Raw genomic sequence first — 9,464 nt, 5'->3', positions numbered from 1 at the left:
GCTCCCGTGTTGGGGCATCGGGTTTTGGTCGATTTGCTGTCTTACCTGGAGCCTCGCCCTCATCGATCACCGGGCTACGCACACCGTCCCTGACCGGCAAGATCAGGTTGGAAAAGGCTCAATGATCAGGTTCCGGTTCGAGCTGTACCCACTGGACGAGGTGTCGCCGTGGGGCAGTGACCAGCCGAGGCTCCACTGGTTCGGGCTCACCGAGGGCTGGTACTGGCTTGAAGCAAGCGGGCAGGAGCTGCTGTGCCGCACCCGGGAAGTTCACCCGCATCCCTACATCGACTATTACCTGGCCCGGCTCTGGGAAGACGTCATTGTCCTTACACCTGAGGTGCTGGAGCCGGTGCCCGACGATCTGCAGCCATTCATTGCCTCCGACCCCGCGCAGTGGACGTGTGACCCGCTCGAGTTCTTGGCCGAACCGGGTGAGGAACGGACCGACGACGGGAACGCGGACGTGCCCGACCATCCAGTCGTCACGGCCGCGATCTGGCACGGCGAGCACCATCTGGACTTCGGTTACCTGCGCAATCCTCCCAAGCTCCGGTTCTGGCGTACCACCCGCGGCGATCGCGACGAGATCACCATGGATTGGCGGCACGAGGACGACGGCGAGATCGGTTTCACCGCCGACCCCGCAGTCCGGCTCAGCGTCCCGACCACCGCATACCTTGAGGCCGTGCACACCCTCAACCGCGAGCTGATGGACGCCATGGGGCAGCGGGTCGAGGAGCTGGAACGCCGCGGCGGGCTACCTGGCGTGGACCTTGACCTCGTCCATCTGCGGCGGGAACACGAAGACCGGCGGCATTGGCTTGCCAAGAACCTCGACCGCTGTCCGAAGACCGACTGGAACGTTGTCCGCCAAGGTGCCCGCCTGCTGCTCGGCGGCGTTCAACGGGCCGACGCCCCAACCGGCTAGGCATTCCTTCGAGCACCTGACCGGGACAGCATCCGCTCATCGGCATGAGCGGACGCCGCCTTACTGCCGCGGAGGTGCCAAGCTGACGCCTTCGGGTCCGCCGAAGGGGTCACCACAGAGGATGCGCTGGCCACGGCGCCGCGAGTGGGATCGGTGTCTCAGATGACGGAACCGCGGCGGACTCCAGCAACCTCACCCGCAACGCTTCACATCCATGTGCAGCACACCTACAGGCGTGGCGTTAGGCGACCCGTGGCACCGGCCGGCGCCAGCCAACCCGGGAGCAGCAACGCCTGACCACTTCGACCTCTACTGGGAGGTCATGCCGCACCGCTCCACCACATCACCACAGGTCAAAGCCCTCGTCTCGGTCCGGCGTCGGTGAGCACTTCGGTCGAGGTGACCTCTTCGCCAACCTGCACCCAATCTGCTCCCAGTTGCGAGGCCGGGCCCGGCCAACGGCTCCTTACCGCCTCGACCTGTGCACACTCCTTTACCAGGCGACATAGAACGCCGTCGACTGCTGCACACAACCGCGGAGCACTCCGCGGGAAACAGGACGCCGCACCGACTCTGACCTGCGGCAACGCGGAGCCGCAGGCAGGGGTGGGTGCAGTTGAGCGCCGTTCGACGCCGTTGGACGCAGTTCAAGGCCGTTCAGGGCACCCCGCTGCTCCCAACCTGCTCCCCCAACCCGGCTCGCACCGGCTCGCCGACCGCCGGCCGTCGACCGCTCGTAAGCTGCCGGCCCAGTGCTTTGGCTGGCACCAGCGCTGGCCCCCACAGCTGCATCGGTTGATGGGGAAGTGCGCTCACGATCGCCGCGTAATGTCAGCGGCATGTGCGGATATCGGCTTGGCGGCAGCTGGTAGAGGATATGGGCGTGAGTGAGGATCTCCTTCGTATCGTGCCGACCGTGCCGGCCTGGGTGCCGGCGCAGGGCGCCGCGGATACTGCGGCCGAGGTCGTCTCGGCGATGTGTCCGGGCGCGGGCGAGCTGGTCGCCTGCCAGTACGCCGAGGTTACGTTCATTGACCAGGGCGCCAACTTCGAGGCAGTCGGCTGCCCGGCCTGCAAGGCTCCGCTGGATGCCGACTGGTGGCAAGAGCGGATGGATGATGCCTATGCCACTCGCTTCGCAACACTGGACACCGTGACACCGTGCTGCAGCGCAGCCGTCTCGCTCAACGACCTGGAGTACCACTGGCCGGCCGCCTTTGCGCGATTCGAGTTACTGGTTCGCAATCCAGGCCGCAGCTGGTTGTCGCCCGACGAGGCAGCGCAAGTGTCGGCCGTGCTCGGCATTACGGTTCGCCAGGTCTTCAGTCACTACTGACGACACACCGCAGCAATGCCTCCCGCCCGGCGGCCTGTCAGTGCGTTCATCCGAGAGTGGGCCGCCCCTCGGCGATCTGTTCTTCTACCGGCCGACCGGACCAGGCCAGCCATGGGTCCGCTCCGGACTTGGGCACGACCACCGGCCCGTTGCCGACCAACGCGTCGGAGATGCGGCCTGACTCGATGAAGGCGCGTGACTGGTAGCCCACAGACCATGCGGCCTCGTGCTCCCGCACACCGGTGATCACCCATTCACCGGCGCGGACCTCGCCCATGCGGTCAGCGAGGAAGGCGAGTGCGATCTCGCGAGCGTCTTGATCGGTCATGCTCGTGACCCTAACGCTGGAACGATGGTGCAGGACCGAGCCAACGCGCTGTCATCGGCATGAGCGGACGTCGCCCGATTGACGACCGGGAGAATCACGGCTGACTTCTTCGCATCCGCCGAAGAGGTCGCGGCCCACGCGGCTGCACTGGGCTCGGGCACGCGTCGCTCCTCATCGAGGGGACCAGTACCTGTGGTCCGCCGTTAGCTTCTTCCGATGTTGCGGCACTCACCTCGCCTGCCGGGCCGGCTTCCCAAGGCCATCGTCCGGATGCTTGACGTGACGGCGGCGGATGATCCGGGGGAGGCACCCGGGCTAGACGACCCGTACCCTGCTGCCGACACGGCCAATGATCTTCTACGCCACGGGAGCGTCGCGCCGGGGTGTCCGCGGTTGCAGCAGCGGAGACGCTGCTCGATCTGCGAAGGATCTACGACGAGTTGTTGACAGACCTCGAGGTGTCCAGCCGATAGGGTCACTTCAGCGGCTTGTTCACTGCCGCTCGGGCGACATCGATGGACACCGCGGTATAGGCGGCAGGCAAGGTATGACGCACGGGGCGTGAGCATGGACACCACTGAAGAAGGAAGCGGATTCGGCGCGCTGCTGCGGGCCGGCCGACGGGCGGGCGGCATCAGCCAACGGGAACTTGCCGCACAAGCCGGTCTCAGCGTGGCCGCCATACGCGACCTCGAACAGGGCCGTAGCCGCAGACCCAGGCCCACAGCCGTCGAGGCGCTCGTCGCCGCGCTCGGCCTGCCCCCTCACGACGCGGCCACGCTCCGCCGCGCGGCCACCCGCCCTTCAGGCCCGATCCCGCCCTCCAGGCAGGTTTGCCCCGCCGAACCGCTGCGGCTGGCGATCCTCGGCCCGCTGACCGTCAACCGCGGGCACGTGGCGGCGCCGGTCGGCCGCGGGGGGCGTCGCGCTCTGCTAGGCCGGCTCGCCTTGTCGGTCAACACTCCGGTACCGGTCTCCGACTTGATCGACCTGCTCTGGGACACCCCACCCGCGGCGCCGGCGAACGCGCTGCACACCTACCTGTCCCGGCTCCGGTCGGCGCTGCAGCCGACCGGACCGGGCCAGGCCGCCTTGATCACCCGGACCCCGGCCGGATACCAGCTCAACCTCGCCGACGAGCAGCTCGACCTGGCCGAATTCCGCCGCCAGGTGCGCCATGCCCGCGCCGCCGAGCCGATGGCGGCACTCGACCTTCTGGAAGCCGCGCTGGCGCTCTGGCGCGGCGACCCGCTGGAAGACGTGCCGAATCTGCACCACCAATTCCTGGCCACCGCAGTGGCCGAGGAGCAGATCGCGGCAACCCTGCGCCACGCCGACCTGGCCCTCGCAGCCGGCCAACCCGACCGCTGCCTACCACGACTGCGTGAACTCGCTGCGGCCAACCCCCTGCACGAACCGCTCCACACGCGGCTCATCGCAGCCTTGGCCGCCGGCAACCTGCAAGCTTCCGCGCTCGACACCTACGCCCGTATCCGACGGCGACTCGTCGAGGACCTCGGTATCGAGCCGTCCCCCGACCTGATGGACGTCCACCGGCGCGTTCTACGGCAACAGCACGTCACGTCCGCTCAACCTCCCCTTCAAGCTGAGTCACGACCCCTCGCGGCCCCGTCGCGTAGCGACGACCGGGCCCACATCCCGGCCCAGCTTCCCGCCGACGTCCGCCGGTTCACCGGCCGAGCCGAGGCTCTCGCGCGGCTCGACGACATGCTCCACACCCACCGGCAGCCGTACCCGGCCGTCGCCATCGCGGTCGTGTCGGGCACCGCTGGGGTGGGCAAGACAGCTCTGGCCGTACATTGGGGCCATCGGGTCGCCGACCGGTTCCCCGACGGGCAACTGCATGTCAACCTGCGCGGCTTCGATCCAGGCGGCTCGCCGATGAACCCGGATGAGGCCGTCCGGAGGTTCCTTGACGCGTTGGGTGTCACACCGCAGCGGCTGCCAGCCGACCCGGCGGCCCAAGTCAGCCTGTACCGCAGCCTGCTCGCAGGCCGACGGATGCTGCTGGTGCTGGACAACGCCCGCGACGCCGAGCAGGTCCGCCCCCTGCTGCCCGGCGCGCCGTACTGCTTCACCCTGGTCACCAGCCGCAACCCGCTGTCCGGGCTTGTCGCCGCAGACGACGCTCACCCTCTCACCGTCGAAGCGCTCAGCCCGGACGAAGCCCGCCGCCTGTTGACACACCGCATCGGTTCCCGCCGAACCGACGCCGAGCCGGACGCCATCGTCGAAATCGTCAACCAATGCGCCGGGCTCCCGCTCGCGCTGGCCATAACCGCCGCACGAGCCGCCATCCAACCAGGTCTGTCGCTCGCCGACGTCGCCGCCGACCTGCGCGACGGAGACCGCCTGAACGCCCTGTCCACCGGCGACGCGAGCACCGATGTGCGTTGCGTCTTCTCCTGGTCGTACCAGGCCCTCGGCCCGGCCGCGGCACGGCTCTTCCGGCTGCTCGGGCGGCATCCCTCACCCGAAATATCAGCGGGCGCGGCGGCAAGTCTTCTCGGTCTGCCCCCGGCAGGAGTCCGCCCGGTCCTGTCCGAGTTGACCAGGGCTCACCTGATCGGGGAATACGCCCTCGGCCGGTACACGTTGCACGATCTCGTCTACGAGTACGCGAGCCAGCTGGCCCTTGACGAACAGCCCGACGCCGTGACCGGCCGGATGCTGGACCACTACCTGCACACCGCCCGCGCCGCCGACCGGCTACTCGAACCCGCCCGCGACTCGAGCCCTCTCGACTTCCCGCGTGCTGGGGTCACCGTGGACCCGCCCACCGACCACACCGGTGCGTTACGGTGGTTCGCCGCCGAGCATCGCGTCCTGCTCGCCGCCGTCGACCACGCCGTGAACGCCGGCTTCGATTCATACGCCTGGCACCTGGCGGACGCAACGGCGACGTTCCTGTACCGGCAAGGGATGTGGCACGAACAGGTCACGATCCAACGGCAGGCGCTGCGCGCGGCGGCACGGTCGACCGACGTGGCCGCGAAAGGCTCCGCTCACGTCCACCTCGCCCGCACCCATATCCGGCTGCGCGAAGGCCACGAGGCCGAGGCGCACCTGCGGGCAGCACTCGAGCTGTACCGGGAGCGCGACGACTTTGAGGGACAAGCCCGGACACATCACTACTTCGGAATGCTGCGCGAGCAGCAGAGCCGTTACCGGGAGGCACTCGACCACGCGCGACAGGCGGTCGCCATCTGCCGGGCGAACGCCCTGCGACACGGGTTGGGACACGCGCTGAACGCGGTGAGCTGGTATCAAATCTTGTTGGGCGACCACCACGACGCCCTCATCCCAGGCCAGGAGGCCATTGAGGTGACCCGGAATCTCGGGGACCAAGCCGGACTGGCCAACGCCTGGGACACCATCGGATACGCCCACCACCACCTCGGCGACGACGACGAGGCCGTCGCCAGCTACCAGCGGGCGATCGACCTATACCGCGACCTCGGCGACCGGTACTACGGATCCGTCACACTGACCCACCTCGCCGAGAGGCACCGCGCCGCCGGCCGGCTGGATTGCGCTCGCGACGCGTACCGACAAGCCCTCGTCGTACTTCAGGAACTCGCCCATCCAGATGGCGACCGGGTCCGCAGCGAACTGCTCCACCTCGAGGCGTCAGCCGGCCTCTGAGGCATCCCCGAATCCCGACCAACGTGCCGATGGTCGACGCTACATCGGAGGGTCAAGTGTGGAAACCTTGGACATCGTTGCCTTCGCTGTCTCTCATGGTGGCCGCGGTCGGCGCCGTCGATTGAAAGATCCGGACGTGGTGCGGACTATTGCCATTCCACGACGTTGTGCACCGATCCGCTAACGACATGGTGCTATGAGATCGCCAACGGGAGAACCCCGCGTAACGCCGGCCGGAGCCGACATGTGGCCTCTGCGTGAACCCGGCCGGGTGGCGGTACCTCGCCACCGGCAAACGGGCCTTCCCCTGGTACGGACGCGGTACGGGCAGGAAGTCGCAAGGTTTCGGCAAGCGGGCTCCCGCAGGATGAGCGCACGTCAACATACATGGATGGGAAGAAGCTTATGTTGCGCAGATGCGCGGTCGCAGCCATGCTGATCATCGGAATCCTGATACCCGGTGCCCCCGCGTACGCGGGGCCACCGCCCGCGAGCGGGATCGTCTTCGAGACGACCGCGCCCGGCGCCTGGTTCACCGCTCAGCCGGGAGAGCTGATGTGGCTGGTGAACCAGAACGGCTCTGACGAGGTGTTCTGGATTGGGAATGCCACCGGGTTCTCGAATCCCGGACAACTCTTTCACAGCTGGGTCCAAGCAGACGGGAACTGGTCCGGCGCGTACAGTCTCGGCGGCCTGATCTACGACAGCTTCTGTGGCATGCGGAACCCGGGCGGCACCCTGGAGATCTACGTCAAAGCAGCCGGCGGGGACGTCAATCACAAGCGTCAGCTGTGGCCGGCCGGGGACTGGGGCGGCTGGGAGAACGATATCGGTGGACGGATCAAGACCGGGTACGGCGTGAACTGCGCACACTCCACGTCGGGCAGCAAGGTCGCCGTCAAGGTCTACGGCCCCGACAACTGGTGGCACTACAAGACCCGCCTTATCACGGGTGAGTGGCCGTCCACTTGGGCGTGATCCATGAGGCATGATCGTAGGAGCGGTGAGGAAGGTGTCGTTGCCGACATTCTCCTCACCGCTCCGCGTCACATGGTCGGCCCATCACGGGCAAGTCGTACACCACTCCAGCGGACGCAACCTCAACCCTTACGCGTGAAGCCCGATCATCAGTGAACCGATGGACGGAAGAACCATGCCGTGATCAGATCCGGCAATCCACACTGGACTTGGTCTGTTGAGGGGAACTCCACGAGAGGGACCGCAAATGACCGGACTTAGGGCCTTCGAGGCCCACACGGTGGCGCCATGTCGATCCACAGTCTGATCTTGCTCATCGCACCGCCGATGGTGGGTGTCCTTGTCGGCTACGCCAGCGGGGGTCGAATCGCCGGCTTGCGGAGCATCCGACTCTCGGCCGTGTGGCTCCTGTGGCTGGCCGCCGTCGTCCAGGCGGCGCAGTACCACGTGGCTGCCCTGCGGCATCCCGGCACGCTGGTCGTCGTATTCGGCCTGGTCCTGTGGTGGCTGGCCGTGAACCTTCCCAGATGGCCGCTCGCGATCCGCGTCGCTGGCGTCGCCATCACGGTAGGTGCGCTCGCCAACGGAGTGACGGTCGCCCTCAACGGACGCATGCCATACCAGCCGAGCGGGGCTGAGGCGGTCGGCCTACGGCCGGATCTCACCACGCCCAAGAACGAACCCGCGGACGATGCGACCCGGTTCGCGCTCCTCGGTGACACGATCCCGGTCACGCCGTTGAAGAAGCTCGTCAGTCCCGGCGACGTGCTCATCGGCGCCGGGACCGTCGCGCTGACGGCGCTCGCGATGCGTCGCCGCCACGACCAACCCGATCCGGGACCCCAGCACATCACGGGAGGTGAAACATGACCATGTCCACCGTCTGGCGCCAGGCCGCCTACGCGATGCTCACGTTAGCGTCGCTGGCCCTGCTGCTCTACACCATCGGCGCACCAATGACAGAAGGAAGCTGAGGGGCCGGCACGAGAATCCGCATCATTGTGGCGCTCCTGTCGCTCGCCACACTTCTCTACACGGTCGGTGCACCACATGAGCACGGAGGCTGAAGCGTGCGAATCCGCAGGAATGGATCGCGGCTCCGGCGACGCCGGGTGACCCCTGGCTGCAACTCGTCAACATGACGAGCAAGAAGTGCCTCGGCGTCAAGGATGTCAGCTACGACATCGGCGCACCACTGCAGGTATGGACCTGCAGCGTGAACTGGAACCGGCGCTGGAACATTTCCTAGCCGCGTGACGCAGCGGCCGGGCCTGGTGCGGTGTCGACCAAGCCCGGCCGTTGCGCAACCAGGGTCAGCAATCCTGAACGCGCCCCACTCGCTGCCACCAACTCCTGTAGCTGCCGTCTAGACCCGGGTGGGTCAGACGGGCCGGTGAACAGGCGTGCTCGGCGTTCTACGACCACGTCGGGGAATTTCTAAGGCGGCGCGGGACAGTCGTCCGACCCGCAGATGTCCAGAGACCATAAGGACGCTAACACCTTCGGTCCGCCGAAGAGGTCACCGGACCGGAATCCCTGGCCAGGGGGTTGCCGGTGGGATTCGTGTCTCAGCGTCCGGGATGTACACCGGCGCCACCACGGCGGATGCCAGAGCCGCAGGTCGATGCAGCACGACATCGCGAGCGGCGTCAACGAGCCCCCGGCCGACAGCCGGCACTGGCCAGACCGGGCGCAGCGAACCTCGACCACTTCGGTGTTCTCTGGGAGGTCACGCCGACCGCTCGCCCACCTCACCGCAGGTCAAAGCCCTCGGCTCTTTCCAGTGTTGGTGAGCACTTCGGGCGCGGCGACCACCTCACAAAGCTGCACCCAATCTGCTCCCACTTGCAAGGCCAGACCATCCAGCAGCTCCTTACCGCCGCGACCTGCACATACTCCCCTACCAGGGGACATAGAATGCTGTCGACCGCTGCGCAAATCCGCTGAGCACTCCGTGTGAAACAGGACGCTGCACCGACTCTGACCTGCGGCAACGTGGAGCCGCAGGCAGGGGTGGGTGCAGTTGAGCGCCGTTCGACGCCGTTGGATGCAGTTCAAGGCCGTTCAGGGCACCTCGCTGCTCCCAACCTGCTCCCCCAAACCGGGGCGGCACCGGGCCGCCGACCGATCGTGAGCTCGGGCCCAGTGCTGTGGTTGGCGCCAGCGCTGGCTCCCGCAGCCGCATCGGTCGATCGGGGAGCACGCTCACGATCGACGCGCCTTGT

General features: G+C 67.3%; 6 protein-coding genes. 5 read left to right on the top strand and 1 reads right to left on the bottom strand.

The window, feature by feature from the left end; genetic code table 11:
- Positions 1 to 121 precede the first annotated feature (121 nt).
- The gene (locus ACFYPH_RS31115; RefSeq protein WP_387186673.1) at positions 122 to 931 is read left to right on the top strand and encodes a DUF5984 family protein; all 810 of its coding nucleotides are present in this window, start codon (positions 122 to 124) and stop codon (positions 929 to 931) included.
- 883 nt (positions 932 to 1,814) lie between these two features.
- Positions 1,815 to 2,267 carry a hypothetical protein gene (locus tag ACFYPH_RS31110; protein ID WP_355140056.1) on the top strand — a complete coding sequence of 151 codons (453 nt, stop codon included), beginning with the start codon at positions 1,815 to 1,817 and terminating at the stop codon, positions 2,265 to 2,267.
- A 46-nt stretch (positions 2,268 to 2,313) separates the two neighbouring features.
- Here the strand turns inward: ACFYPH_RS31110 and ACFYPH_RS31105 are convergent, their stop codons facing one another.
- Entirely contained in the window at positions 2,314 to 2,595 is a 282-nt protein-coding gene (locus ACFYPH_RS31105) for a YrhB domain-containing protein (RefSeq protein ID WP_355140058.1), read from the bottom strand.
- Between the two features lie 567 nt (positions 2,596 to 3,162).
- Here ACFYPH_RS31105 and ACFYPH_RS31100 point away from each other — a divergent pair.
- The 3 genes from ACFYPH_RS31100 (at position 3,163) to ACFYPH_RS31090 (ending at position 8,109) form a co-directional block, all read left to right on the top strand.
- On the top strand, positions 3,163 to 6,261 hold the full coding sequence (locus ACFYPH_RS31100; RefSeq protein ID WP_363935299.1) for a BTAD domain-containing putative transcriptional regulator: 3,099 nt from the start codon (positions 3,163 to 3,165) through the stop codon (positions 6,259 to 6,261).
- A gap of 432 nt (positions 6,262 to 6,693) precedes the next feature.
- Complete coding sequence (locus ACFYPH_RS31095; RefSeq protein ID WP_355140060.1) at positions 6,694 to 7,239, top strand: hypothetical protein; 546 nt, start codon at positions 6,694 to 6,696, stop codon at positions 7,237 to 7,239.
- 288 nt (positions 7,240 to 7,527) lie between these two features.
- Positions 7,528 to 8,109, top strand: a complete 582-nt coding sequence (locus ACFYPH_RS31090; RefSeq protein ID WP_387186670.1) for a DUF5317 family protein — start codon at positions 7,528 to 7,530, stop codon at positions 8,107 to 8,109.
- Positions 8,110 to 9,464 lie beyond the last annotated feature (1,355 nt).

The organism is Micromonospora sp. NPDC005252 (assembly GCF_042872475.1).
In the GTDB taxonomy this organism is placed as follows: Bacteria; Actinomycetota; Actinomycetes; order Mycobacteriales; family Micromonosporaceae; genus Micromonospora.
This window is presented reverse-complemented; position numbering and strand designations above follow the sequence as displayed.

Bases quoted from the DNA above. Each gene is read 5' to 3' on its own strand.
- ACFYPH_RS31115 (WP_387186673.1), top strand. From the start codon at position 122: ATGATCAGGTTCCGGTTCGAGCTGTACCCACTGGACGAGGTGTCGCCG.
- ACFYPH_RS31105 (WP_355140058.1), bottom strand. From the start codon at position 2,595: ATGACCGATCAAGACGCTCGCGAGATCGCACTCGCCTTCCTCGCTGAC.
- ACFYPH_RS31100 (WP_363935299.1), top strand. From the start codon at position 3,163: ATGGACACCACTGAAGAAGGAAGCGGATTCGGCGCGCTGCTGCGGGCC.
- ACFYPH_RS31095 (WP_355140060.1), top strand. From the start codon at position 6,694: ATGCTGATCATCGGAATCCTGATACCCGGTGCCCCCGCGTACGCGGGG.
- ACFYPH_RS31090 (WP_387186670.1), top strand. From the start codon at position 7,528: ATGTCGATCCACAGTCTGATCTTGCTCATCGCACCGCCGATGGTGGGT.